Source organism: Flavobacterium aquidurense (assembly GCF_031458035.1).
GTDB lineage: Bacteria > Bacteroidota > Bacteroidia > Flavobacteriales > Flavobacteriaceae > Flavobacterium > Flavobacterium aquidurense_C.
Genome location: NZ_JAVDXR010000014.1, coordinates 1 through 25,909 on the forward strand (window position 1 = coordinate 1; position 25,909 = coordinate 25,909).

Annotated in this window: 25 protein-coding genes and 1 other RNA gene; 15 read left to right on the top strand and 11 right to left on the bottom strand. The window is 34.0% G+C overall.

The annotated features are described in order from the left end of the window. Positions 1 to 3,440, bottom strand: a 3,440-nt coding sequence (locus J2X17_RS17850) for a hypothetical protein (protein WP_310301143.1), incomplete at its 3' end; no start/stop codon positions are given. A gap of 16 nt (positions 3,441 to 3,456) precedes the next feature. After that, positions 3,457 to 4,002: a hypothetical protein gene (locus J2X17_RS17855; protein ID WP_310301145.1), complete on the bottom strand. Its 546-nt coding sequence runs from the start codon at positions 4,000 to 4,002 to the stop codon at positions 3,457 to 3,459. A gap of 498 nt (positions 4,003 to 4,500) precedes the next feature. On the opposite strand from J2X17_RS17855, the gene J2X17_RS17860 reads away from it, so the two are divergent. From J2X17_RS17860 to J2X17_RS17875, 4 genes are all read left to right on the top strand, one after another. After that, positions 4,501 to 4,986 carry a SixA phosphatase family protein gene (locus J2X17_RS17860; RefSeq protein WP_310301147.1) on the top strand — a complete coding sequence of 162 codons (486 nt, stop codon included), beginning with the start codon at positions 4,501 to 4,503 and terminating at the stop codon, positions 4,984 to 4,986. Between the two features lie 5 nt (positions 4,987 to 4,991). Further along, positions 4,992 to 7,073 carry a polyphosphate kinase 1 gene (ppk1, locus tag J2X17_RS17865; RefSeq protein ID WP_310301152.1) on the top strand — a complete coding sequence of 694 codons (2,082 nt, stop codon included), beginning with the start codon at positions 4,992 to 4,994 and terminating at the stop codon, positions 7,071 to 7,073. A 32-nt stretch (positions 7,074 to 7,105) separates the two neighbouring features. Further along, on the top strand, positions 7,106 to 7,996 hold the full coding sequence (locus tag J2X17_RS17870; protein ID WP_310301155.1) for a Ppx/GppA phosphatase family protein: 891 nt from the start codon (positions 7,106 to 7,108) through the stop codon (positions 7,994 to 7,996). Positions 7,997 to 8,105: 109 nt separating this feature from the next. Beyond that, the gene (locus J2X17_RS17875) at positions 8,106 to 8,687 is read left to right on the top strand and encodes a TMEM175 family protein (protein ID WP_310301158.1); all 582 of its coding nucleotides are present in this window, start codon (positions 8,106 to 8,108) and stop codon (positions 8,685 to 8,687) included. Positions 8,688 to 8,710: 23 nt separating this feature from the next. Here J2X17_RS17875 and J2X17_RS17880 read toward each other — a convergent pair whose 3' ends face one another. The 3 genes from J2X17_RS17880 to J2X17_RS17890 form a co-directional block, all read right to left on the bottom strand. Then, a complete protein-coding gene (locus J2X17_RS17880; RefSeq protein ID WP_310301161.1) occupies positions 8,711 to 9,127 on the bottom strand; it encodes a DNA polymerase III subunit gamma/tau in 417 nt (138 codons plus the stop codon). A gap of 260 nt (positions 9,128 to 9,387) precedes the next feature. Beyond that, entirely contained in the window at positions 9,388 to 10,473 is a 1,086-nt protein-coding gene (gene dnaX / locus J2X17_RS17885) for a DNA polymerase III subunit gamma/tau (RefSeq protein WP_310301164.1), read from the bottom strand. A 160-nt stretch (positions 10,474 to 10,633) separates the two neighbouring features. Beyond that, positions 10,634 to 10,867 (bottom strand): hypothetical protein, encoded by a 234-nt coding sequence (locus J2X17_RS17890; RefSeq protein WP_310301166.1) that lies wholly within the window; start codon positions 10,865 to 10,867, stop codon positions 10,634 to 10,636. A gap of 243 nt (positions 10,868 to 11,110) precedes the next feature. Between J2X17_RS17890 and J2X17_RS17895 the strand changes: the two genes are divergently transcribed. The 5 genes from J2X17_RS17895 (at position 11,111) to J2X17_RS17915 (ending at position 13,653) form a co-directional block, all read left to right on the top strand. After that, positions 11,111 to 11,614 (top strand): LemA family protein, encoded by a 504-nt coding sequence (locus J2X17_RS17895; RefSeq protein WP_310301169.1) that lies wholly within the window; start codon positions 11,111 to 11,113, stop codon positions 11,612 to 11,614. 104 nt (positions 11,615 to 11,718) lie between these two features. After that, positions 11,719 to 12,150 carry a hypothetical protein gene (locus J2X17_RS17900; protein WP_310301172.1) on the top strand — a complete coding sequence of 144 codons (432 nt, stop codon included), beginning with the start codon at positions 11,719 to 11,721 and terminating at the stop codon, positions 12,148 to 12,150. A 140-nt stretch (positions 12,151 to 12,290) separates the two neighbouring features. Next, positions 12,291 to 12,650 (top strand): cupin domain-containing protein, encoded by a 360-nt coding sequence (locus J2X17_RS17905; RefSeq protein ID WP_310301175.1) that lies wholly within the window; start codon positions 12,291 to 12,293, stop codon positions 12,648 to 12,650. A 145-nt stretch (positions 12,651 to 12,795) separates the two neighbouring features. Further along, the gene (locus J2X17_RS17910) at positions 12,796 to 13,275 is read left to right on the top strand and encodes a BON domain-containing protein (RefSeq protein ID WP_310301177.1); all 480 of its coding nucleotides are present in this window, start codon (positions 12,796 to 12,798) and stop codon (positions 13,273 to 13,275) included. A 6-nt stretch (positions 13,276 to 13,281) separates the two neighbouring features. Then, on the top strand, positions 13,282 to 13,653 hold the full coding sequence (locus J2X17_RS17915) for a LysM peptidoglycan-binding domain-containing protein (RefSeq protein WP_310301180.1): 372 nt from the start codon (positions 13,282 to 13,284) through the stop codon (positions 13,651 to 13,653). A gap of 321 nt (positions 13,654 to 13,974) precedes the next feature. On the opposite strand, the gene J2X17_RS17920 is transcribed toward J2X17_RS17915, so the two are convergent. Then, the gene (locus tag J2X17_RS17920; RefSeq protein ID WP_310301183.1) at positions 13,975 to 14,268 is read right to left on the bottom strand and encodes an SH3 domain-containing protein; all 294 of its coding nucleotides are present in this window, start codon (positions 14,266 to 14,268) and stop codon (positions 13,975 to 13,977) included. Between the two features lie 124 nt (positions 14,269 to 14,392). Here J2X17_RS17920 and rnpB point away from each other — a divergent pair. The 3 genes from rnpB (at position 14,393) to J2X17_RS17935 (ending at position 17,175) form a co-directional block, all read left to right on the top strand. After that, positions 14,393 to 14,710, top strand: an RNA gene (gene rnpB / locus J2X17_RS17925) — RNase P RNA component class A. 31 nt (positions 14,711 to 14,741) lie between these two features. Beyond that, on the top strand, positions 14,742 to 15,992 hold the full coding sequence (locus tag J2X17_RS17930; RefSeq protein ID WP_310301186.1) for a cation:dicarboxylate symporter family transporter: 1,251 nt from the start codon (positions 14,742 to 14,744) through the stop codon (positions 15,990 to 15,992). A gap of 268 nt (positions 15,993 to 16,260) precedes the next feature. Beyond that, the gene (locus tag J2X17_RS17935; RefSeq protein ID WP_310301188.1) at positions 16,261 to 17,175 is read left to right on the top strand and encodes a ketopantoate reductase family protein; all 915 of its coding nucleotides are present in this window, start codon (positions 16,261 to 16,263) and stop codon (positions 17,173 to 17,175) included. Between the two features lie 12 nt (positions 17,176 to 17,187). On the opposite strand, the gene J2X17_RS17940 is transcribed toward J2X17_RS17935, so the two are convergent. Further along, positions 17,188 to 17,382: a hypothetical protein gene (locus tag J2X17_RS17940; RefSeq protein WP_026984339.1), complete on the bottom strand. Its 195-nt coding sequence runs from the start codon at positions 17,380 to 17,382 to the stop codon at positions 17,188 to 17,190. A gap of 230 nt (positions 17,383 to 17,612) precedes the next feature. Between J2X17_RS17940 and J2X17_RS17945 the strand changes: the two genes are divergently transcribed. Then, positions 17,613 to 18,155: a DUF3575 domain-containing protein gene (locus J2X17_RS17945; protein ID WP_310301192.1), complete on the top strand. Its 543-nt coding sequence runs from the start codon at positions 17,613 to 17,615 to the stop codon at positions 18,153 to 18,155. A 34-nt stretch (positions 18,156 to 18,189) separates the two neighbouring features. On the opposite strand, the gene J2X17_RS17950 is transcribed toward J2X17_RS17945, so the two are convergent. Together J2X17_RS17950 and J2X17_RS17955 are read right to left on the bottom strand one after the other, a co-directional pair. Next, positions 18,190 to 18,879: a response regulator transcription factor gene (locus J2X17_RS17950; protein ID WP_310301195.1), complete on the bottom strand. Its 690-nt coding sequence runs from the start codon at positions 18,877 to 18,879 to the stop codon at positions 18,190 to 18,192. A gap of 10 nt (positions 18,880 to 18,889) precedes the next feature. Next, a complete protein-coding gene (locus J2X17_RS17955; protein ID WP_310301200.1) occupies positions 18,890 to 20,248 on the bottom strand; it encodes a sensor histidine kinase in 1,359 nt (452 codons plus the stop codon). 283 nt (positions 20,249 to 20,531) lie between these two features. On the opposite strand from J2X17_RS17955, the gene J2X17_RS17960 reads away from it, so the two are divergent. Then, the gene (locus tag J2X17_RS17960; protein WP_310301204.1) at positions 20,532 to 22,643 is read left to right on the top strand and encodes a TonB-dependent receptor domain-containing protein; all 2,112 of its coding nucleotides are present in this window, start codon (positions 20,532 to 20,534) and stop codon (positions 22,641 to 22,643) included. A 48-nt stretch (positions 22,644 to 22,691) separates the two neighbouring features. On the opposite strand, the gene J2X17_RS17965 is transcribed toward J2X17_RS17960, so the two are convergent. Beyond that, positions 22,692 to 23,297, bottom strand: a complete 606-nt coding sequence (locus J2X17_RS17965) for an RsmD family RNA methyltransferase (protein ID WP_310301206.1) — start codon at positions 23,295 to 23,297, stop codon at positions 22,692 to 22,694. Next, positions 23,294 to 24,115, bottom strand: a complete 822-nt coding sequence (locus tag J2X17_RS17970; protein ID WP_310301209.1) for a DUF3822 family protein — start codon at positions 24,113 to 24,115, stop codon at positions 23,294 to 23,296. The genes J2X17_RS17965 and J2X17_RS17970 overlap by 4 nt, the downstream gene beginning before the upstream one ends. A 325-nt stretch (positions 24,116 to 24,440) precedes the next feature. Between J2X17_RS17970 and J2X17_RS17975 the strand changes: the two genes are divergently transcribed. Further along, complete coding sequence (locus tag J2X17_RS17975; protein WP_310301211.1) at positions 24,441 to 25,865, top strand: ATP-dependent DNA helicase; 1,425 nt, start codon at positions 24,441 to 24,443, stop codon at positions 25,863 to 25,865. Positions 25,866 to 25,909: the final 44 nt, after the last annotated feature.

A 25,909-nucleotide genomic window follows, 5' to 3' on the forward strand; every position in this document is an offset into this window, starting at 1 on the left:
ACCGCTACAGTTGCTGTACCATTTGCACCGCCATTACAGCTTGCATTAGTTTGACTCGGAGTCACGCTTAACGCAGCTGGCTGAGTAATGGTAAAGCTTTGCGTTGTTTGACAAAGATTAGCGTCTGTAATTGTTACCGTGTAAGTTCCCGCTGCAAGACCGGAAGCCGTTGCTGCAGTTCCGCCAGAAGGTGACCATGAGTATGTATATGCTCCGGTTCCGCCTGTTACCGCTACAGTTGCTGTACCATTTGCACCGCCATTACAGCTTGCATTAGTTTGACTCGGAGTCACGCTTAACGCAGCTGGCTGAGTAATGGTAAAGCTTTGCGTTGTTTGACAAAGATTAGCGTCTGTAATTGTTACCGTGTAAGTTCCCGCTGCAAGACCGGAAGCCGTTGCTGCAGTTCCGCCAGAAGGTGACCATGAGTATGTATATGCTCCGGTTCCGCCTGTTACCGCTACAGTTGCTGTACCATTTGCACCGCCATTACAGCTTGCATTAGTTTGACTCGGAGTCACGCTTAACGCAGCTGGCTGAGTAATGGTAAAGCTTTGCGTTGTTTGACAAAGATTTGCGTCTTTAATTGTTACCGTGTAAGTTCCCGCTGCAAGACCGGAAGCCGTTGCTGCAGTTCCTCCTGTTGGTGCCCATAAGTAAGTATATGCTCCGGTTCCGCCAGTAACATTAACAGTTGCAGAACCATTGGTTCCTGCGTTACAAAGTACATTAGTTTGAGCACCCGGTGTTGCAGTCAGCACATTTGGCTGAGTAATCTCAATTGTTAGTTTTCCAGAACAGCCATTAGCATCTGTAGCAGTTACTTCATAACTTCCAGAACTTAGCGCTGTTAGGGTTGTTACATTACCCGCAAATGCATCTACACCTTTTTTCCATGAATATGTGTAAGGTGCTACTCCGCCAGTTGCAGCATTTATTGTTATTGATCCAGTTGCTCCACCATTACATAAAACATTTACATGTGAAGCAATTACTTCAGTTATTACAACTGTACTTTTAGTTACAATAACCTGTTTGATATCAAAACATCCTGATGGAGTTGTTCCTTTAATATAATACGTTCCGGGAACTGCTGCCTCTGGATTTGCAAGTGAAGCTGTTGCTCCGGCATCTGTCCAGTACGTATATGTTAAGCCCGAAGTACTTCCTGCAGTAATTGCTGATGCACGAAGATCAAGAGTAGTTGCCGGTGCACAAATTGGTGCTGGTGTTGTAATAACTACAGTTGGTTTGGCAGTTACATTGACTACAATTGGTGTCTTAGGTCCAATACACGAATTTGTTTTTCCTTCAGCAACATAGTAAGTAAATTGTCCTGCCACATCTGTTGGGGGAGTAAAACTTGATTGTGCCGAAGATGTATTTGTTGGATAATAGTAAAGTGTATATTCTGGTTTTGTTGGTGTTGCCGTTAATGGAACAGCAACATCTCCAATACAATAATTTAGAGGTGTTATTACAGTTGGTTTTGTAGTAATATTTTCGATTGTAATTGTAAATTGGAAATAACAACCACTTGATGCTCCCGGAGGAATCGCATAATATGTATTAGTTCCGGCTGTTGCAGGAAACGGGTTGTTAATCGTATATTGTGTTGTTCCTGACACTACTGGATATGCATTGTAAAATGTTGATCCTGTAGGGAATGAACCTATTACATCTGTGATAGGAATTGTTGTTCCCGCACTACAAAAAGTGAATGCAATTATAGAAGGTGTTGCCTGACAATTTGCATTGATATAAGCAGCTGCATTTATAGTAGTTTCTAAAGGAGCCGAAATTGCGACTCCACTACAACTGCCACTGGTAGTATAGCCTAAAATAAATGGTTTATTACTAACACTTACGGTTGAAGTTACGCCGGTACCACTCATTAAACCATTGACCTGAATGATATTACTACAGTTTGAGTTTTTCAGTAACGCACAATTTTCAGTCGCTTTAAGTTTAAATGTTAATTCCGCTAATACTGTATTTGGATCAGAAGGAAGTGCTAATGTACCATAATCCCAAACGATAGAACCATTCGCACCAACTGTTGGTTCATAGGTTAAATTATTCGGAAGAGGTGCAGGATAGCCAGGAGTTATGGTTTTAATCAAACTGTTGGGCACAAAAGTGGCATTGTACGGAATTGGTATTACAATTTTAGTGTTTTGTATCGCTTCAGTTCCTCTGTTTTTTAATTGTAATTTATAACCTAATTCCTGACCAGGTAAAACCGTATAAGGAGCAGCTCCTGCCGGAGCATTATTAATAGTTGTTGCGGTTAAAGTCGCTTCCATTTCAGGAACATAGGCATCTACGGCCATTGCAATTGCAAAAATGGTATAAGTATCAGTGTCAGATCCGTATTTAAAGGTAGTGGAGGTTTGACCGTTGCCAATAATGTCTTTTGCAGCATTAGGTAAATCAAACATACTGATGTCAATACCAGAATTATTCACTAAAAGGGGGTTTCTGGCATTTCCCCCTGTTTGAATAGATGAATTAAAGAAATTATCCGTAGTATTTCCGGTACGGCTTAAAGTTAAATAATTAGCCGAATTTAATTTTTGAATTTGAAAATAATCACCATCATAATTCACATCACCTTCACCTGCCATTATTCCTAGTTTTATTCCAACAGCTCCTGTGGCTACACTGTTAAAACCTGAAACCGGAATCGTATAACTTAGAGTTTGACTTTCTCTCACATAAGCATGTCCATCAAAAATGGTAATATCTCTGTTTTTCATACTGGAATTTTCATAAACAACAATCAAAGCCCATCCTGCATATTTTCCAATATCTCCACCGTCGTTACCTTGTGTTGCAGCGATATCTGCTGCAAAATATTCTCCAGTACCATGATCTTGAACATACTTTGTTACCTCTGCATATGCTGTAAACATATTTCCATTTGTATTGGTTGGAAAGTAAATGTCAGTTGCGGTAAAGCTATCATAACCAGAAGCTGAAGGTCCTTTAAACGAAATTTTTCTTTTATCTAAAGTTTTAGTCAATGTTCCGTTTGTTGCCGAAAAAGTGTTAGGACTGTTATTCGCATTAGAAACTCTACCAGTCCAATACAAACCTGCAAATACAACTTTAGAACAGCCTACATTTGTACCGCTGTCAGTTGGTAAAACCAGTGTTGATGATGACGAGTTCAATGTAGTGTTATCTCCGTCAATATCAACATACTTCATTTGGTTGTTACCATTGGTTGTAGTAGGATTATAATTCAGCAAAGTCAAATTGGTATTCCCCATCATAGTAAAGTTTCCTTTTATATGATATGTTTTTGTCGTAGGAGAAAAAGAGGAAGTTCTTTCTTTAAAAGGAACGATAACTTGTGCGTTTGCAGTAAAAGCACTTCCTAATAACATCAAAAATAAATAACAAATTGCTAAATATTGATAGTATAATTTTTTCATAATGATCGCTTTTAAATTATCCGCCTATTGAAATTTTATAAATAATAACATACTTTGCACTGTCATTTTTAATCAAGTTTTGAATGACAGTTTCACTAGTTTGAACTTCTGATATAATGAAGATGTATTTCAATTTTGCAAAACCTGAAAATGAAGTCAGATTTATGCTTTTATATAAATCTGAAGTGTTTTCTATTTTGATCGTTGCAATTTCGATATCATTAGTTGCTATTGATGCTGAGCCAATTGAGGCTATAGAACTGATATCAGTATATAATGCCGTTGGATTATCTCCGTATACTTTTGCTGAGCCTTCATCTGAATAATAATAAACAGCAGATTGTAAGTCATACAAAAGATGGTTGAGGTGAGCAATATCAGAATCCTGACCAGAAGTTAGATAAGAGTCGATATTTTTAGTCTGAGCAAATGAAGATGCTGTAAAAAAACAAAGCAGTATAGGAAAAATGTTTTTCTGGAAGATATTTTTTTTGAAGGAAAAAATAAACTTACAATTGCTTACAAATTTTACTGCTTTTACAAGAGTAGTTTTAGTTCTCATAACTTAGGATTTTGTTTAGGGTATTTGGTAAATTTTAACAGAATCAAAGTTATATAGTCTCTTTTATAATGGTTTTTTTTGTCTGCAACTAACCTAAAAACTCGTTGAAATGACTTTTTTTTGTTAAATAATGATAAAAAAAACAATTTTTTGACACAATTCTAACAAATAAATCACCTTAAAATTTTTGTTTTTTTGCTTAAAAATGCAAATTTTAAAACATTATAAATGATTAATAATCAGTCATTTAGTTAATTTTTTAGTAATACATAAAATATCGACTAAGTGATCGTTTTAACAGATGAAGTACACTTTTTGCAAAAAATCCCGAATTTGATTTTCTTGGAAATGTTAATTTTTTGCTTTATTTTTTCTTGTTAAAATTTTAAGAATAATGTTAACAAAATAAAAAAATGAGAACTATTTAAATTTCTTTTGTAAATTAGAACTTAAATAATGTAAAACTTCTTTTTTTGATGTTTCTAAATACTTCAGCCTATGAAAAATTTAATCTTAATACGTCATGCTAAATCAAGTTGGGAAGCACCTTTAAAAGACTTTGACAGACCGTTAATGAAAAGAGGAATTTTAGACGCGCATGATGTATCAGCAAACATTTCAAAATTTCTCCCTAAAACCTATATAATTTGGAGTAGTAGTGCGGCCCGTGCCTCAGAAACGGCCCTCATTTTTGCCCAAAACATTTCATACCCCATCGAAAGTATTATTTTTAAGGACGACCTTTATACTTTTGATGATAAACAGCTCGAAAACGTTATTAAATCATGTGATAATAGTTTAGAAAGCGTTATTCTTTTCGGACATAACGAGGCTATTACAAATTTTGTTAATAAATTTGGGGATGTATTTATCGAAAACGTCCCGACTTCAGGTTTTGTATCACTTCAATTTGATACTGAAAGCTGGGATCAGCTAAATAAAGGTAAAACTCATAAAACAATTTTCCCCAAAGATTTAAAATAAATAAAGTGTACGAACAGAAATATATCGATAGAGAAAAAAGTTGGTTGGCGTTTAATGCAAGAGTGCTTCAGGAAGCCGCAGATAACACAGTCCCACTTTTAGACAGATTGCGTTTTGTTGGAATTTTTTCAAACAATTTAGATGAATTTTTTAGAGTTCGCTATGCCGCAATCAGAAGATTAAGCCTTTCAGGAATTTCTGGCGAAAAATATTTAGGAGGTGTTTCTGCACATCAATTAGTAAAAGATATTACCGAAATCGTGATTCAGCAACAATCTGAAAGTCTTCGTATTTTAGGTAATATTGAAGCTGAACTTGAAGCTGAAAACATATTCATCATAAACGAAACCCAGATTACAGAACATCAGCAAAAGTTTTTAAAAGACTTTTTTGCTCAAAGGCTAAGCCCCGAACTTGTTACTATTATCCTGAATGATTTAGCCGAATTTCCTATCCTGAAAGATACTTTAGGATATTTGGCCGTTCGTTTAGAAATGAATAAGGATGACGAAATACGTTATGCGGTTATCGAAATTCCGAAGACAATTAACAGGTTTGTAGTTTTGCCGTCTAACGATGATAAACAATATGTAATCCTGATTGATGATGTTATTCGTCATAATCTGAAAAATATATTTAACATTTTCGACTATAAGAGTGTAAGCGCCCACATGATCAAAATTACCCGTGATGCACAGTTGGATATTGATAGTGATTTGAGTAAAAGTATGCTCGAGAAAATTGCTACTTCAGTAAAAGACCGTCGAATAGGGGAGCCTGTTCGTTTTATTTATGATAATTTAATCGAAGAAGATACATTACGTTTCTTTCTTGATAAAATGAAAATCGTAGAAACAGACAGTATTATTCCGGGAGGAAGATACCATAATCGTCGCGATTACATGAATTTTCCGAATTTAGGAAGATACGATTTGCTCTATAAACCAAATGAACCATTGCCAATTCCAGGATTAAGTTTAGGCGGAAGTATTTTGGAGAAAATCAATAAAAAAGATTATTTATTACATGCTCCATACCAGTCATTTTCATATCTGACAAAATTTTTACGTGAAGCTGCTTTAGATCCGAAAGTTACAAGTATTAAAATCACTTTGTATCGCTTAGCCAAGAATTCGCAAATCATCAGTTCGCTGATTAATGCCGCAAAAAATGGTAAAAAAGTGACGGTACAAATCGAACTTCAGGCGCGTTTTGATGAGGCAACGAATATCTCGTACGCAGAGCAAATGCAGACAGAAGGAATAGAACTTATCTTCGGAATCAAAGGCTTGAAAGTACACAGTAAAATATGTGTGATCGAAAGAGTTGAAGACGGAAAAACACGTCGTTATGGTTTTATTTCAACAGGAAATTTCAACGAAGCAACGGCAAAAATTTATACTGATGTCACATTGTTTACTTGCAATCAGGGAATTCTGAAAGACATTTCTAAAATATTCGAGTTTTTCGATATCAATTATAGAGTACATAGATATAAGCATTTAATCGTATCGCCACATTATACAAGAACCAAATTTGTAAAGCTGATTGATCGTGAGATTTTACATGCTCTTGCTGGTAGAAAAACTCATATTAAATTGAAAATGAATAGTTTGTCTGATTTTAAAATGATTGATAAATTATATGAAGCCAGTAATGCCGGAGTAAAAATTCAGTTGCAGGTAAGAGGAATTTGTTCTCTGATTCCGGGAATTCCGGGCATGAGCGAAAACATTGAAGCCATCAGTATCGTTGATAATTACCTGGAACATTCAAGAGTTTATATTTTTGGAAACGCCGGTTTGACCGAAGTGTATATTTCATCAGCCGATTTTATGACCAGAAATCTTGATGGAAGAGTTGAGGTAACCTGTCCGATTTATGATCTTGAAATTAAAAAAGAACTTATAGATAATTTTAATATTGCATGGAAAGGGAATGTTAAAGTGAGATATCATTCCTATAAATTAGATAATAAGTACAAACCACGAAATCATCATGCCCCTTTTAGAGCTCAAATTGAAACTTACAAGTATTATCAGAACAAAATTGCGGTATTAGAAGAGATTCCGCAAAAAATAAATTAAAAACCAAAACCAATTTCAAATCATAAGTGAGCATGATTAAAATAAGAAAATTTGCAGCAATAGATATCGGATCGAATGCCATGAGGCTGCTGATATCGAATGTTGTAGAACAAGAAGGTAAAGAACCCCAATTTAATAAAAGTTCCCTTGTTCGTGTGCCAATTCGTTTGGGGCAGGACGCCTTTACTGTAGGTGAAATTTCAGAAGAAAATACAGATCGAATGGTTGATGCCATGAAAGCATTCAACCTTTTGATGAAAGTACATAAAGTAGAACGTTATATGGCGTTCGCAACTTCGGCAATGCGCGAGGCTTATAATGCTAAAGAAGTTGTCGCTCTAATTAAGAAAAAAGCAGATATTAAAATCGAAATTATTGATGGTAAAAAAGAAGCAGCTATTATTGCTTCTACCGATTTGCATCATTTATTAAAAACTGATGAAACCTATTTATTCGTAGATGTAGGGGGTGGAAGTACTGAATTTACGCTTTTCGCTGACGGAAAAATGATTAATTCAAGATCTTTCAAAGCCGGAACAGTTCGTTTATTAAATGGTATGGTTTGCGATGTGGTTTGGGATGAAATCGAAAAATGGATTAAAACCAATACCGCAGATTATGATGAAGTTACCCTAATTGGTTCTGGAGGAAACATCAATAAATTGTTTAAAATGTCTGGAAAACAACAGGAAAAACCGCTTTCATACATTTACATCAATTCACAATACGCCTTTTTAAATTCATTGACGTACGAACAAAGAATTGCCGAATTAGGGCTAAACTCCGACCGTGCCGATGTAATTATACACGCAACCCGAATTTATCTGAATGCCATGAAATGGAGTGGAGCACGTCAGATTTATGTTCCTAAAATCGGACTTTCAGACGGTATCGTAAAAGCAATGTATTACGGCAAAATTTAATAGAAAAGATTAGCCACAGATTCCGCAGATTAAAAAGATTAAAGAAATCTGTGAAAATCTTTTTAATCTGTGGCAAAAAAAATCTCAGCCAACAATAATTATAAAAAACATGAATAAAACCAGACTCGAAGCTTTTAGTGATGGCGTTTTAGCGATCATAATTACGATTATGATTTTAGAAATTAAAGTGCCGCACGGCGATGAGTTCGCCGATTTAAAACCGCTTATTTCGAAGTTTCTGAGTTATATTCTGAGTTTTATTTATGTTGGAATCTATTGGAACAATCATCATTATTTAATCCACAGTCTAACCAAAATGAACGGAAAAATTCTATGGGCAAATTTACATCTGCTTTTTTGGTTGTCTTTAATCCCGGTCGCAACAGGCTGGATGGGCGAACATAATTTTGCAAAAGCTTCTTTGACATTATATGGCGTTGTATTGTTATTTTGCTCCCTGTCTTATTTTATTTTGCAAAGGGTTATAATTCGTAGTGAAGGAGAAAATTCAACATTAGCCAAAGTGATCGGTAAAGATTTAAAAGGACACGGATCTTCTATTTTATATGTCGTCGGCATCGTTGCGTCATTTTATAATGAATGGATTTCAGGTGCGGCGTATTTTACAGTAGCAATGTTATGGCTGATTCCCGATAAAAGAATTGAGAAGGTTTTCACTTCAAAAGATTAAGCTTTATATAATCTAAGGGTAAGTTAACTATGCAAATCCAATCCAAAAGTTGAACGCAAGAGTTCAATATTTGGGTTGATTTCCAGTAAGCGATTATAACGATCCTGATCGTTGAAACTTCTTTTTGTTTCGACAGCCTCATTTACAACTACTTCAATTGTAATATCGTGATTGTGTAAATGTCCTTTTAAATGTCCTAAAAGCCCGTGAATCTGACTTTCGAAATCTAATTTAGAACCCTCATTTGGTAATTCAAGTGTGATTACGGTTCCGTTTAAAGTTGGATCGTTAATCAGTAAAAGCGATTCCATGATTTTTAAACCTTTATCCCCCAAACGCTGTGCATATTTATTCCATTGCACTAACATTTCGGTTTCGGTAAATTCTTCCGTAGGCAAAACAGAGGAAGGTTTTACATAAGATTTACTCTTTTCTTCCATTTCCCTTTTCGCACGAATACTCGCGAGCGAAAATGCAGAAACCTTCTTAGGCTGATCTTCAGTTGAAGGGTTTACAGGAGCTTCAGTAGTTTTTTGAGTTTCAGCAGAATTTGGTGAGTTTTCAATCTTCGGCGTTACATTTTCAGTTCCAACAGAACTTTCGATATTTGACTTTGGACTTTGGACTTCAGTACTTTGGACTTTTGACTTTGGACTTTCGACTATTGAGTAACCTCCGTTTTTAAAATAAGTAGGCGGAATTATGAATTGCTCAACTTTTTTTTTTCTCCATCAAAGTTGATAGAGGCTAATTGCATCAAACATAATTCGACTAAAAGACGTTGATTCTGACTCAATTTGTATTTTAAATCGCAGTCGTTCGCAATATCTATTCCTTTAAGTAAGAAATCCTGGGAACATTTTTGTGCTTGTACACCGTACATTTGTTGTGCCTGTTCCCCAACTTCAAGTAAACTCAAAGTTGCCGGCGTTTTGCTCACTAATAAATCTCTGAAATGCGAAGCCAGACCCGCAATAAAATGGTGTCCGTCGAAACCTTTTGCAAGAATTTCGTTGTAAGCAATTAATAGATCCGGGATCTTATTTTCTAAAAGTAAATCGGTAATGCTGATGTAAGTTTCGTAATCTAAAACGTTTAGGTTCTCCGTTACAGCCTGGCGTGTTAAGTTAGTTCCGCAATACGAAACCACACGGTCAAAAATCGATAAAGCATCACGCATTGCACCATCAGCTTTTTGAGCGATAATGTGCAAAGCATCGTCTTCAAAATTGATTCCCTGACTTGCCGCAACTTCAGCCAAATGTTCTTTAGCATCTTTTACGGTAATTCTCTTGAAATCAAAAATCTGACAACGGGATAAAATCGTTGGAATAATTTTGTGTTTCTCTGTTGTTGCTAAAATAAAAATAGCATGTTTTGGCGGTTCTTCCAATGTTTTCAAAAAAGCATTAAAAGCTGCCGAAGACAACATATGAACCTCGTCAATAATATACACTTTGTATTGTCCGGTTTGTGGCGGGATTCGAACCTGATCAATCAGGCTACGAATGTCATCAACCGAGTTGTTTGAAGCCGCATCTAACTCAAAAACGTTAAACGCAAAATCTTCATTTGGATCGTCATATCCTGGCTGGTTTATTTTACGGGCCAAGATACGCGCGCAGGTTGTTTTTCCAACTCCACGTGGTCCTGTAAATAAAAGGGCAGAAGCAAGGTGATTGCTTTCTATGGCATTCAGCAAAGTGTTTGTAATGGCTTTCTGACCTACAACATCCTTAAAGGTTTGCGGGCGATATTTACGAGCCGATACTACAAATTGTTCCATATTCTGATTTTATTCGATAGCAAATATAGAGTATAATTTAATGATTTAAAAATTTAAAAATTGAAAGATTTAACTGTTTTGAATATGAGGAAGTAAGCTCTTATTCTTTAAAGGTTACATCAAAAAATAACAATATTACTCTTGTCAAATGGATTTCAAATTACTTAGAAGCATCTTTTTTTTCTTTAAAATTATTTTTTCTGAGATTCATTCCATAAGTATAATTAGTTGAAAGAATTACATCGTTGCAGTCAAAATGTTTTATTATGCCATTTTCTTGTAAGGCTACGACCCAACAAGTATTTTGATGCATTCCGTAATCGATAAGAAAAATAGCCTGACCAGTTCCTAACGGTGTTTCAACTAATATCGAAGGTTTTAATTGATGTATCATAATTTCTGTTTTTTTTTGTAAAAATACATTTGCTTAGAAATAAGATAGTTATATGATTATTAAAATGGTTTACAGAATTTAAGGAAGACATCGACGTAAATAATTATTTATGGTATTTATAGAATGTAAATAAGGAAACTGAATAAAAATGTACTATTTTTAATCCGAGCAAGACTGACTTTTCCTTTGTAAATTAACTAATGAAAAGGTAAGTGACAGCAATTTTAAATAATTAAAATATAAATGAAAAACATAATCGTAATAACTATAATCTTTCTTTTTCAAAATCTAAACATTTTCGCTCAAGATCAATCAGAAATAAATCAAAAATGGACTGCATTAAAAGAGCAATTTAAAGTTAAAACTGAAATAGTTTTAGAATTTAAGTCTAAAGTTCAAAAGTCAAAGAAAATAGATAAGTCAGAATTAGAGCAAACTTTAATTTACGCTAATGAATTAAAAAAGATATGCGAGAATGAAGTATTAAATAAAGAGGAAGTTACTAAAGTAAAACAAACTAATGATTCATTGAATATTCATTTAGTGAGAATTTTAGTTAGTTTGGAATCTGATATTAAACTCAAAAGTGAAAAATCAATAATTTTTCTATATGATCGTTTAACAGAAATAGAAAATCAAATTCTTGTAACGGTTAAAAAGTATAATGAAGTGTGCATAAAACAAAATAGAAAAGAATTGATATTTTTAAGTCATGGTGAAGATCGATCGCCTTCAGTTGAATTTTGATATTTTTCCTTTCTTAAATTTGATTCTAAAAACTAATTATCAGAAACATGCGGCAATATAATTTCAGTAATAATATTTTAAATTTAAAAGTTAAAAAATCTCCATTGGCAGTTAGAATTGTAATGTTCTTTTTTGCGTTTGCTTTTTTTGTTTTTCCAGTGATGGGAACTATTATTGGTGTACTAACTGGAAACGGATTACATTTTGGTTATTTTATTGGAATAGGGGTTTTTTCTCTAATGGGGTTTTATCTTCTTAGGCTTTCTTTATGGAATACTTACGGTGAAGAAACGATTGAAGTATTAGAAAATAAAATTATTTACGAAGCTAGTTATGGCTGGTTTAAAGATGGGAAAAAAGAAATCCCGATAACAGTTCCATTCTATTCGTTTAAGCCTATGGGTTATGAAGAAGATAATGAAGGCGTTTTAGTTATTTTTTCTGATGAATCTCAAATAGAATCGGTTGTAAAAATGCCAATGACTGAGTTGGAAGAGTTGTTGTTTATTTTAGAACCTATCAGAATTAGAACCTAAAAATAAATTAAATAAATGAAAACTCCGAACCCAATCATAACCGTCAACGAAACCGAAGGTCATAAACTTAATATTGCCGGAGGAAATTACCGAATCATTATCTCAGGAAAACAACCGATGGAGAATATGCTGTAATCGAAATGTCGGTTCCTCCGGGAGCTGGTCCAAATCCGCATGCTCATGCAGATTTTACAGAAACATTTTTTGTTTTGGAAGGCGAGGTTTCTTTTAAATCGCAATTAGGAAGTTATGTGGCGAAAAAAGGGTCTTTCGTCAATATCCCAAAAGGCGGAATTGTTCACGGTTTTAAAAACCTGAGTGATCATCCTGCTAAACTTTTATGCACGGTGACACCTGCGGGATTGGATGATTTGTTTGAAGAAATGGCTGAATTTATGGAGACAGCTTTATCAAATAAAGAAAGCGAAATGAAGGAGAAAATAATGGCAATTTTTGAGAAATATGGACAGCAAATGTTTCCGCCGGATTACTTGGATTAGTTTTAACCACATTTATATTTCATGTCTCACATTTTACTAAATACAAAAAACTGGAAATAATATAAATTTGATAATATTAATGTGTAAAATATTGATTTTTAATTTGTTAACTTTAAAAGATTAATAAACTAAAAAAAATATCATTATGAAAATCAAATCTATTTTATTGGGAATGAGTCTCGCTCTTTCCTTAGTTGCCTGCGCACCAAAGGATGCGGATATTCAAAAAGAAATTAGTGAAAAATTAAGCGATACTCCAAGTGTTAAGGTAACTGTGCATGAAGGTGTTGCTACGATTGTAGGAACCTGCGATGATGATGCTTTTAAACAAAATATTGAGCGTTCGGTGAAAGCAGTTAAAGGCGTGAAGTCTGTAGTGAATAATTGCCAGATTCCGGTTCCGAATGTAGAAACTCCTGCAGCGGCTGTCGTAATTAATTCGGATGCCGATTTAGATAAATCAGTAGGTAAAGTTGTAAAAGCTTATGATGGCGTTAGTGCTACTGTTGTCGGTGGTGTGGTAACGCTTTCGGGAGAAATTAAAAGAAGTCAGTTGGCTCCTCTTATCCAAAGTGTTCAGGAATTGAAACCTAAAAAAGTAGAAAACAAATTAACTATTAAATAATGCGTTATGAGTTTACAGGAAAAATATAAAGAGTTAACAGATTTGGCTTCTACTTTGGGTATAGCAGATTTGCAAGTAAGAGAGCAGGATAATGTTTTGTATATTGACGGAACAGCAAAATCGGCAGATGACAAAGAGAAACTTTGGGACAGCTACGGAACTTTAGATCCCGATTACAGATCGGCTGATGTAGTGATGAATATTGCAGTTGCGGAAGGAACAACTACAGAATACACCGTGAAAAGTGGAGATTCTTTATCAAGAATTGGGCAGGCGCACGGTGTTTCGTGGCAAGATATTTTTGAAGCCAATAAAGACATTATTAAAAATCCGGACCTGATTCAGCCAGGTTGGAAATTGAAGATACCAACGGCGTAATTTTAATTGCGTGTTGTTTTGAAAGTCTGTCATTTTTATGATAGACTTTTTTGTTTTTATTTAACCGCAAAGAGCGCAAAGTTTTTATTCTCATTTTATGTCATTGCGAGGAACGAAGCAACCGCACTACGATAATCAAAGTTGTTCAGCAAATGTGATTGCTTCGTTCCTCGCAAAGACAAGATTGTGGTTAAAACAAATTTTTCTGATGAAACCAAGTGGCCTAGCCCTGATAGTCCCGAATTCTCGGGAGGTGTCCTTTTTCTTGCTTCTTTAGCAAGGAAAAAATACAAGCAGATAGCAGGATTAGCTCCTGAAAAATCACCTGCCCTTTATGCTCAAAGCAAATAAAAATTTTTCAGTTTCCTGATCGGAGTCGGCGGAGAAGCCTGCTACATAAACGCCCTTTTTGCCCGAATTCGATTTAATTCCGTATACAACTGCCTCATCGCCTGGGTCTGATTCCCCTTCGTATCGATACACATGAACAATTTCAAACTTTTCAGGATTTTTTTTAATCATGTCTGCATTTCGATTAAAATCACATGTAAATCCTTTTTCATTCAATTGATCTAAAGCCTTTGAGACAGTTGCGTAATGATACATTTTAGTCATAGTAAATGAATTTTAAAATTATGGATTTTAAAGGTAACTAATTTAAAATTAAATTGTTATGAAAATATGCCAAAAATCTAAAATTTAAAATCATTATTCTTAGTGGAGAAATCGCTACTTTTGCGCCGCAGACCGCCTTATCGTCGTCCCGATTTATCGGGAGGGAGGAAAGTCCGGACACCACAGAGAAGCATAGCGGGTAACACCCGTCGGCGTTAGCAATAGCGCAAGGACAAGTGCAACAGAAAGTATGTACAGGTAATGCTGTAGTGAAACCAGGTAAACTCTATGCGGTGAAATACCAAGTATATCAGCATTTAAGGGCTTCTCGTCCGTTGTTGAAGGGTAGGTAGCTTGAGTTCCGAAGCAATTCGGAATCTAGATAAATGATAAGGCCCTGATTTATCAGGGACAGAATCCGGCTTATAGGTCTGCATTTTTTATATATTTGTGAAACTCTCTAACTAAATTTCATGAATATAACTGCTCCAAATCCTGCTAAATCTCCAAAGAAAAGTACTTTTCACGCTATTATTACCAATCTTACTTTTTGGGTTTTAATTGCCATTATTGCTGGTGTTTTACTAGGACATTTTTCTCCTGAAAATGGTGTGAAAATGGAAATTGTCGGCAAGACATTTGTTGATATTATCAAGTTATTTATTGGCCCGATTATATTTCTAACTATCGTTTTGGGAATTTCCGGAATGGGAAACCTGAAAAAAGTAGGTCGAATTGGCGTGAAAGCTTTGGTTTATTTTGAAGTAGTTTCGACCATTTCGCTGGCGATTGGCGTGAGCGTTGCGTATTTCTTTCAACCCGGAAAAATTGACAAATCGGGTTTGGCTTTGCAGGATGCGAGTAAATATACCAATCCTGCAGCGGAGAACTTTTCGTGGCTCCAGTTTTTCCTTTCTAATTTCACTTTGCAGGTTTTACTGGCAGCAATTGTGTGTGGAATTGCATTGAATTTTTACAAAAAAAGAGAACAGACCATTCTGGTTCTAGAACGTTTTTCGAAAGTGGTTTTTACCGGATTGAAATATGTGATGTATCTCGCACCGATTGGTGCTTTTGGAGGAATGGCATATACAATTGGTAAATTCGGATTACAGACTTTGATTCCGCTTGGAAAATTGATGCTTTGCGTTTATTTAACGATGGGGTTGTTTGTGTTTTTTGTATTGGGAAGTATTCTGAGATATTATAAAATCAATATTCTTTCGATTCTAAAATACATCAAAGAAGAACTTTTATTGGTTCTTGGAACATCGTCTTCTGAAGCTGCTTTGCCAAGTATTATGGTAAAATTGGAACAAATGGGATGTAGTAAATCGGTAGTCGGTTTGGTGATTCCGACAGGTTATTCTTTTAATTTGGACGGAACTTCGATTTATTTGTCGATGTCGGTGATATTTTTGGCTCAGCTGTATGATGTTCATTTGAGTTTTGCTGAGATTCTGAGTGTAATCGGGATTTTGATGATTACTTCAAAAGGTGCAGCGGGCGTGACCGGAAGCGGCTTTATTGTTCTGGCTTCGACTTTGACGGCGATTCATAAAATTCCGGTTGAAGGACTGGCCTTTTTATTGGGCGTTGATAAATTTATGAGTGAGGCAAGAGCGATTACAAACATAATTGGAAATACTGTAGCAACGATTATAATTTCGAAAACCGAGCGTGATTTTACGGAACTGAATTTGGATCCTGTTGTGGAGGAGTAGCTTGCGTGATGGTACGCGGATGACACGGATTCGCTATCGCGAAAGCACTGATTTACACGGATTTTTTCTCGGGGTTGTCATTTCGACGCAGGAGAAATCACAAACGAAACTCGACAAAGATTTGAACTATCAAGACGTAGCTCCTTGTGTGATTTACTTCGTCTGTTCGCTATCGCTCGAGTCTCCTGCGTCGAAATGACAAGTTTATGTTTAGAACATCTAAAAATTAGTGCCAATTAGTGAAATTCGTGGCAAAAAAAATATTATTATGAAGAGAATAGGAATTTTAGGGTTAGGTGGTGTTGGAGGATATTTCGGTGGACTTTTGGCGAAAGCTTATTATAAATCAGAGGAAGTTGAAGTTATCTTTATAGCCCGTGGAGAAACCCAAAAAGCAATCGCTGACAGCGGATTGAAAATTGTTACGGACGAATCTGAAATGAATGTTTTTCCAAAATTGGTTTCGAATGATCCCGACGAAATTGGAGTTTTAGATTATTTGATTTGTGCGACCAAAACGTATGATATTGAAGAAAGTTTACTTTCGCTACAAAAATGTATTTCGCCAAAAACGGTAATTCTTCCTTTATACAATGGTGTTGATGCTCCGGAAAGAATTCAGAAAATATTTCCTGAAAATGATATTCTGCGAGGTTGTGTATATATTGTTTCGATGATTATTTCGCCAGGAACAATTCGGAAAATGGGTTTTTATGAAAAGCTGTTTTTTGGTACGAAAACAACTTCGGTTGACAAACTACAAGACTTGCAAAACATTTTGCAAAAAGCTAAGATTGAAAGTTATATAGTAGAAAATATTGAAGAAACAGTTTGGGAAAAATTCATTTTTATTTCTGCGTTGGCTTCAGCAACTTCCTATCTGAATCAGAATATTGGGGAAATCTTAAAGAAAAAGAAATCATTGGAGGTTTATTTGGCGCTGCTTCAAGAAATTGAAGCTGTTGCAAAAGCAAAAGGTCTGCATTTGCCAGAAGATATTGTAGCGCAAACCATTGTAAAATTAGAAAAATCGCCAAAAGAAGCAACTTCGTCCATGCACAGGGATTTGCTGGCCAATAGAAAAACAGAAGTAACTTCGTTGACCCAATTTGTAGTCAACGAAGGTTTAAAATATGGTGTTGCAACTCCTCTTTATGAAAAGATCGCAAATGCATTATTGTAAAATTACAACCGTTTACGATTCGTCTTTTGTAGTACGTACTAAACTAATTCCGGATGTAAAGAAAACGATTCCAAGTATTCCGTAAATAATAAGCGATTTAATATCTCGCTCTCCTCCTGAAGTATCAGCAAAAATAACCGCTGTATAAATAAGACCTACAATTCCAAGAATGGTAAGTATTCCTCCAAATAATCTTTTTAGGTTCATGATTTTGATTTTTAATGTTTATCAAATTTACTTTCTTAAAACTTTACAGGTGTTATACAATTACTTAGAGAAATTATATGATTTGCAGTCGAAAGTGTTTTTTATTTGGTAAATCTCATTGACCTTAATTAAACAGGCCTTATGTGTTGTGCTGTAAGAAAATATTTCATTTTTTAATTTGATTGTATGGTTTAAATGCTATTTTTGTCGTAACCATTTAAAAACCAACAATGAAAAAAAATTACCTATTCGTTATTTTATTTGCCTTTTTAATTAATGCATCTTATGGACAGGATGAAGCAGTAACAGCTGTTCAAAAAAATCAGTTTAAAGTTAATATGTTTTTACCAGGCTTTGTTTGGGAACATGGTTTTGATGCTAAAAACACTTTGTATTCTGAAGCCAGCTTAGGTTTAGGATTTTCAACGAATTCTGACGATTCAAATTTTGCTTTTTACCCACAAATCGTTGAACAATTTCGTCATTATTACAATCTAGAGAAAAGAGCTGCAAAAGGAAAGAGAACTGCTTTTAATTCTGGAAATTATCTTGGCTTACTTGCCGCTTATAATTTTGAATCTATTTCGACAAACGACGATTATAGAGAATCGGTTCCATCGTTTACAGTGGGAGCACTTTGGGGATTACAGCGTACTTACAAAAGAAAGTTTAATTTGGAGTTTAGTGCAGGTCCGGGAGTGAATTTTGATAAATATGATACTGAATTTGTGCCAATTATCAACTTTAGTATAGGCTGGGTAATTGGAAATTAATTTTCATTTATAAAAATAGGAAAGCCTTGATTTATCAAGGCTTTCCTATTTTAAATTCTAACCCAATATTACGAATACTTTCAATACTGATTTTCGGATCTGAATTAAAGTATTTTCGAAGCCTGCTGATAAAAACATCCATACTTCGGCCTGAGAAATAATCGTCTTTTTTCCAGACAGACATTAAAATTTGGTCTCTCTTTAATAACTGGTTATGGTTTAGATACAAATACTCAATAAGAGAAGCTTCCATTTCTGTGAGCTGTTGGACGTGATTTTTATTATTGAGGGTTAGTCTCTCATTATCAAAAATATAAGAACCAATTTCAATTATATTATTTCCTTCGAGAGTTCTCTTTTGTTCGATTCTTTTCAGAATATTCTGCAAACGCAAAATCAATTCGTCAACTTCAAAAGGTTTTATGATATAGTCGTCTGCACCTAATTTTAAGCCAATGATTTTGTCTTCTTTTAACTTTCTTGCGGTTAGAAAAATAAATGGAATTTCAGGATTGATTGTGATTATTTTTTCGGCCAATGAAAACCCGTCCATTTTGGGCATCATTACATCAAAAATACAAATATCAAAAGTTTGGTTTTTAAAGTAGTCTAGAGCTATTTCTCCATTTTCTGCCCAAATTACTTCAAATTGATGCAGTTCTAAATATTGTTTTAAAATGGCTGCAAAATCAAAATCGTCTTCAGCTAAAAGTAATTTTTTCAAAATAAGGTAATTAAACTTTTAATAAAATAGTAAACTGAGTTCCTTTTCCTAAATCACTCACAACGTTAACAGAGCCCTGATGCGCTTTTACAATTTGGTCAACATAATAAAGACCTAAACCTAAGCCTTTTGTATTGTGTAGGTTTCCTTGTTGTACGCGATAAAACTTGTCAAAAAGAAGTGATTGCTTGTTTTTTTCAATTCCGATTCCGTCATCTTCAATACTGATAGAAAACTGATTTTCAATAATTCTGGTTTTTATTGTAATCGTTGATGAACCATATTTAACAGCATTTTCCAAAACATTTAAAAAAGCGGTTGTCAGATGGAATTTATCTAAAATTAGAATTGTTTTCTGAGTTTGAAAATCGGTTTTAAGATTAATTTTTGGAAACGTAATTTTAAAATCATTTACAATGGAAAGCAGAAAATCTTCGGTTTCTATTTTTTCCTTCTGTAATTCGATTTCGTTTTCCGCCAGTGAATTCGCCATAACCTGATCGATTAAACTTTGCAAACGATTGTTCTGACGTGAAATAGTATTGACAATTGCGTTGAAATTTTCATCGTTTTCACGAATGTTTTTTTGCTCCAGAATTTTGGTCGAAATTCCTAAAGTTGCTAAAGGTGTTTTAAGTTCGTGTGTAATATTATTGATAAAATCAGTTTTGACATCACTCACTTTTTTCTGTTTGATTAAAGCTTTGATTGCAATTACAAAAAGTGTTATTAGTGTTAAAATCGAAAGAAGCGAAAGTATCAGGATAAAAGTCATTCTTCTTAAAATAATCATCTCCCAATCGATAACAGAAATGTACATGGAATCTTCTGTTAATAAATTATAATCCTGATTTTCAAATGTTCCGTTGGTTGTTCCAACATAACTCCGAACTAAAAAAGCATGATTTAAAGAGGCTAAATTACCATATAATTTGTTTTGAATAAAAGGCTTTTCGGAGAAAATAGTATCTGCTTTTTTTGTGTTTCGGTACAGAATAAATTTATTCAATACAATTGCAAAATCAATTTTAAGATCAGGCAATTCTCTTTCAAACTTACGTTGGATTTTTTGTGTCAGCACATCCTGAAATTCAGGCCCTAAAATGCTGTTTTTAAAATTTAGTTTAGTCGTTTTTTGCTGAATATATTTCTCTGATAAATCTTTATAAAGTGCTTCTTTTTTAGCAACAAGTATAGAATCAATATCGCTGTAATTATTTGTAATCTGTGCAATTTCATTTTTGATCTCAGTATGAAACTGCGCCACTTTATAGTCGTAAGTGGTTTTTACTAAATAGCATTGCACTGTCGATAACACGATTAGCGCGACAACTGAAAATGCTATTAATAAATTGATTCTTTGTTTCATTGTTTTATTAGCCCGTGGATGAAACGGATTATTTTATTTTTCACGCAGATTTAAAAATGATGTTAGCAGATTAAAATTGATCTTTTTAAATCTGCTTCAATCTGCATAATCTGCGTGAAATTAACGCACGCTGACCACTAAAATCTGTGGGCAAATTTTCTCATCCCAAAAATAAAGCTTTTATGATACAATTTGAGCATTAACACCGCATTAACCTTCAATTAACTTTCAGTAGCTCTTTTTAGAAGCATTTTTGCAGCATCTCAAACCAAAATCTTTTAAAATGAATATTTATTTGCCTCTAAAACTCTTTATAATCCTATTGATCTTTTGCTTTTCTTTATTAGGAACCGCCCAGAGTAAAACACCAAAAGACAGTATTTCAAATGACCTGAATGAAGTTATTATCACCCAAAATAAAAAAGCATTTTCGAATCAGAATGGAAATATAAAATTGGATGTTGCCAATTCGATTTACAATGCAATTCCGAATACTTTAGACTTGTTGGCTAAATTGCCGACTGTCCAAATTAGTGCCGATCGTGAAAGTATTTCAGTGGTTGGAAAAGGGAATCCGCTGATTTATATTGATAATCAAAAAGTTGGGATGAACGATTTAAATGTTTTGGCTGTCGCCGATATTAAAACAATTGAAATCATCCAGAATCCATCTGCGAAGTATGAAGCTGAAGGCCGTGCCGTGATTTTGATTACACGAAAATTAAGTAAAAAAGACAGTTTCAGAACGGAGATTTCAGAAGTAGCTTCTTTTAAAAAAGACTATAATAACTACCTCGGATTTAATTCCAGTTTCAAAAAAAATAAAATTGAATGGAAAGCTAATTTCAATTATAATCAGTTGCAGCCATGGGAAAGTCACACCATTGCTTATGAGATTCCGCTGGCAAATATTACTTCAAATTATGATGTGGAGGCTTTCACGAAAAGAGCCCAGTTTATTTTTGGTGGTGGTCTATTTTACAAAATAAATGACGAGGATTCTTTTTCATTTAATATAAATAGTAAACTGCAGAAGGACACTTTTCCTATCAATACAATAACACAAAATAAAAACCAGGAGGTTGTAAATAATGTGGTGACGTATAGCGATAATGATGGTGATAAGAACTTTGTGAATTCTTTTTTTAATTATAATAAGAAGATAAAATCGATAGATACACAGCTATTTACTGGTTTGCAATATTCTAATTTTGATCAGACTTCCTGGAGTCAGGTTCAGAATAATTTTAATGATACACAATTTGAATTGGCTCAGATTCGTGATCAGAAGTTTAAAGTCAATGTTTTTTCCGGCAGAATTGACATGGAGAAAAAGCTTAAAAATGAAATTAAATTTGAGATAGGTGGATTGTATTCAGCCGCAGATTCAAAATCTGATTTTGATATTTTTTATTATGAAACCAATACAAATGAAATAAGTCATTATGATTTTAAAGAGGAAAATTTAGCCGGATACAGTCAAATTTCAGGGAAAATTAAGCAGATTGATTTCTCTGTTGGAGTTCGGGTTGAAAACACGAATGTAAACGGAAAGTTTAAAACGGATTTGTTACCGTTGATAGATAAAAATTACACTAACTTTTTTCCAAAAGCACAGTTTACATTTCCTATTGACAGCACAAAAAGTATTAGTGTAAATTATGCTAAAAGTATTTTGAGACCTAATTATTCTTCATTAAGCCAGGGTGCAACGTATATAAATCCTTATTTTTTGTACGCTCGAAATATCAATTTAGACCCGACTTTTACTAACGAAATTGCATCGACTTTTCAATATCACGACAAATCGGTCAAGCTGAGTTATTATCAGAATAAAAATCCGGTTTACAGTAGTTTTATTTATGATGAAGATGATAACATAATGACTTTCAAAGAAGTAAATTTAGATAAGGAATCAGGTATAAGTCTTGACTTTGAACTTCCATTCAATTATAAATTCTGGACAACGACCAATTCTGTTATTTTTATTTTAGAGAAAATTGAAGATTCATCTGCGGTTTTTTTGTCTTCAACACCATACCTCTATTATTATTCAAACAACGAATTCAAATTCCCAAAAGATTATACTTTTGTAGTTGGCTGGTGGGGTGCTACCAAGCAAAACAAGGGTGTTTTTGAAAGAAGTGCCAATTTTATAATGGATATGTCAGTTTCGAAAAAGATCAGGAATTGGAACATTACATTGAACTGCAATGATATCTTTAGGAATACAATCTATAAAGAACAATTTACGATCAATGGCGTCAATTCAAAATCAAGGTATTTGGTTGATGCGCACGAAATTTCGATTGGAATTCGATACTCTTTTGGAAAAATTAAAGAAACGGAATTCAAAGAGAAAAACATCGATGAAAATTCAAATAGAATTAGATAAAAGAAAATGCCCTTGAATTTCAAGGGCATTTTTATGCTTTAAAGGAAATTAACCTTCGTCTTCTTCTGTAACTTTTTTTAGTGAAGTATCGGGTAATTCTTCATCGTCATCGGTTGAATTTAATTCGAAGAAACTAAAAAACGAACCACCATAACTTTTCTGGAAAGAGAAATTACTCAAATGCTCCATTTTGGTATATTTGGAATGTTCGATAATCATCATGCCATCTTCGTGCAATAAATCTCGTTCAAATACTGTCAGGACTATTTTTTCAAATGCCGCCTGATCTAATCCATAAGGCGGATCTGCAAAAATAATGTCGTATGAAGTTTTGCAGTTTTCTAAAAATTTATAAACATCACTTTTAGTCGCGGCGATATCAAAATCATATTCTGATGAAACTTGTTTGATGAATTTTACGCATCCAAAATCACCATCAACAGAGGTAATTGGCGCGCTTCCGCGTGAAGCGAATTCGAAACTGATATTTCCTGTTCCCGAAAATAAGTCCAAAACCTTTAAGCTGTCAAAACTAAAATGATTGTTCAAAACATTAAACAATGCTTCTTTACTCATGTCGGTCGTTGGTCTTACAGGAAGGTTCTTTGGTGGAAAAATGCGGCGTCCTTTGTATTTTCCTGAAATGATTCTCATGATTGAAATAAGATATAATGTTTTTGATTTTGTGCTGCTGAAAAGTTATTTTTCTCTTGTAATGTGCTCACATCTAGGAAGGAAACATTACGAATATATTTATACGCAATGGCATAAAAAGGATCGTTTTTTTCTATAGTGCCCAACAATTCAAGCGGAAAACTCTCAGGGTTTAAACTCAACTGTTCGGCAGTAAAAAGTAAGTAGTAAATGAAATCTTCCGGAGTCTGATATTCAAAAGAATTGAATAATAATAACTTCTGATTTTGAACTACGATAATTTCAAAGTTTCCCGGATTGAAATTGACAACCATTTTTTTATCGTCGTTATTTCTTGAAGCTTCAAGGATTTTCTCCACTAAAATACTGTTAACATGCTTGTAATCAAAAGATCCCACATTATCAATGAGGAAATTATTGATGTTTACATACGGAATATAAACAGCATTCATGTCGTAATTTGAAATTTTGTCGAACGTAAAAAAATCAGTTTCAAAAACTTTGGTATTGTATTGCAAATAACTTCCCAGATAATTTTCGTCAAAAAGAGCGGTTGGTACAAATGTCGAAAGATTATTATTGTGAATAACCATAATTTCGTCATAAGTATCTTTTAATTCAGGAAATTTTTTAAAAGCATCACTAAATGATTCTTCTATTTTGATTGCTTTTTGAGTAGTGTCAAACTGAACTTCATTAAACGAAGTAATAGTATTATTTAAGGTATCAAAACAACAAAAAGAAAATCCGGTCAGGGAAACCTGAATAGAAAGCTTTTTATAATTTTTTGAAGTGATGTTAGTATTTTGCAATGACATATTGATTTACAATTCGTTACCTGTTTTACAAGAAAGAATTTAAGGCGATTACAAACTTACAAATTTAAAAGCAAGAATAATAATTGCAATTTCAAAAAACAATTTCAAATAAATTTTAAGGTAACGTTAAATTTATTTTCACCACATAAGTGATATAAGTTCAACTAAGTAGAAACGCATAGCAACGAGCATAATTAAAAGGAATTTAAGTATGCGTAAATGCAGAAATTAAATGATCTTATATAACTTATATGGTGGAAAATATTGATTTTTGAAATTGAAATTGCCGTTTAAAAAACCGTACTTTGTAGTTCAAATTTACCCTATGAATTCAGCCTTGTTTTACAGCCTTTTACAGAAAAAATTTCCTTTTGCACCAACAATGAAACAGGATATATTTTTTCAAAAGATCGCTATTTTCTTAACCGATACCCATAACGATACGATTTTTGTGCTGAAAGGATATGCCGGAACAGGAAAAACAACTGTGATTTCGACTATTGTAAATAATCTCGGAGATATCAATAAAAAGTTTGTTTTGCTGGCACCAACCGGACGTGCGGCAAAAGTAATTGCGAATTATTCGAATACGCCGGCGTTTACAATCCATAAAAAAATATATTTCCCTAAAAAATCTTCCGGCGGTGGTGTGGCTTTTACAAAACAGGTCAACAAACATAAAAATACCATTTTTATCGTCGATGAGGCCTCGATGATTTCAGACAGTAATTCCGATTCGAAATTGTACGATAACGGATCGCTTCTTGACGATTTGATTCAGTATGTTTATTCCGGAACCAATTGTAAAATGATTCTTTTGGGAGATACGGCGCAGTTGCCTCCGGTGAATTTAGATATTAGTCCGGCGCTTGATACGCATACTTTGGGTGCACATTATGATAAAGAAATTGAGCATATTGAATTAGACGAAGTAATGCGTCAGGAAGAAAATTCAGGAATTCTATACAATGCTACAGAATTACGTGAATTGCTAAAAGACAGTTTTATAACGGAGTTTAAATTCAATGTAAAAAAGTTCAAAGATATTGTTCGATTAACTGATGGTTATGATATTCAGGACGCAATAAACACCGCGTACAGCAATTATAGCATTGAAGACACGGCATTTATTGTCCGTTCGAATAAAAGAGCGAATCAGTACAATGAACAAATTAGAACCCGAATTTTATTCAAAGAAAGTGAACTTTCGGTAGGCGATTTTTTAATGGTGGTAAAAAATAATTATTTCTGGCTGAAAGAAACCGATGAAGCCGGATTTATTGCCAACGGAGATATTATTGAAGTTTTGGAAATGTTCGGAATCAAAGAATTATACGGATTTACTTTTGCAAAAGTAAAAATCAGAATGGTCGATTATCCGAATCAGAAACCATTTGAAACGGTTTTGCTTTTGGATACCATAAAAAGTGAATCTCCGTCGCTAACTTACGAAGAATCAAATCGTTTGTATGAGGAAGTGATGAAAGATTATGAAGATGAAAGTACGAAATACAAAAAGTTTCAAAAAGTAAAAGAAAATGAATATTTCAATGGCTTGCAGGTAAAATTCTCATACGCTATAACCTGTCATAAATCGCAAGGAGGGCAGTGGGATACGGTTTTTATAGAACAGCCGTATTTACCAAACGGAATCGATCGCGATTACATACGATGGCTTTACACGGCTATGACGCGTGCTAAAAATAAGTTATATTTGATAGGATTTAAAGACGAGAGTTTTATAGAGTAAATTTTTCCGCCACGAATTCACGAATTTTATTTGATTAATTCGTG